The 475-nt window shown below is 61.5% G+C and carries 1 protein-coding gene; it reads left to right on the forward strand.

What is annotated here, in order from left to right; translation table 11 throughout:
- The coding region (locus HWY45_RS36360) for an RNA-guided endonuclease InsQ/TnpB family protein (protein WP_176118507.1) at positions 1–475 on the forward strand (475 nt) is incomplete at both ends.

A 475-nucleotide genomic window follows, 5' to 3' on the forward strand; every position in this document is an offset into this window, starting at 1 on the left:
AATGACCAGTTCGGCCGGCGCGCGGCCGACAAGCTGGCGAAAGCGCAGCGGGCACGCAAGCACAAGCGGCATATCGCGAAGCTGCACGCCAAAGTGGCGAATGCCCGCGCCGACTTCCAGCACAAGCTCGCGCTCGATCTGGTGCGGCGATTCGATTACATCGCGGTCGGAAATGTGTCGGCCTCGAAACTCGCCGAAACCAGGATGGCGAAGAGCATCTACGACGCATCCTGGTCGTCCTTCCGAAACAAGCTCCGTTACAAGGCGATCGCGCACGGAGCCACGTTCGAGGAAGTGGACGAAAGCGGTTCGACCCAGTCCTGTTCGGCGTGCGGGTCGAAAGACAGCACGACGCGGCCGAAAGGTATCGCGGGACTGCGAACAAGAGAGTGGGCCTGCGATGGCTGTGGTGTCGTGCATGATCGTGATACCAACGCTGCGTTGAACATTCTCCGATGCGGACGTGCATCGCCAG

The organism is Burkholderia stagnalis (assembly GCF_902830275.1).
Taxonomy (GTDB): domain Bacteria; phylum Pseudomonadota; class Gammaproteobacteria; order Burkholderiales; family Burkholderiaceae; genus Burkholderia; species Burkholderia stagnalis.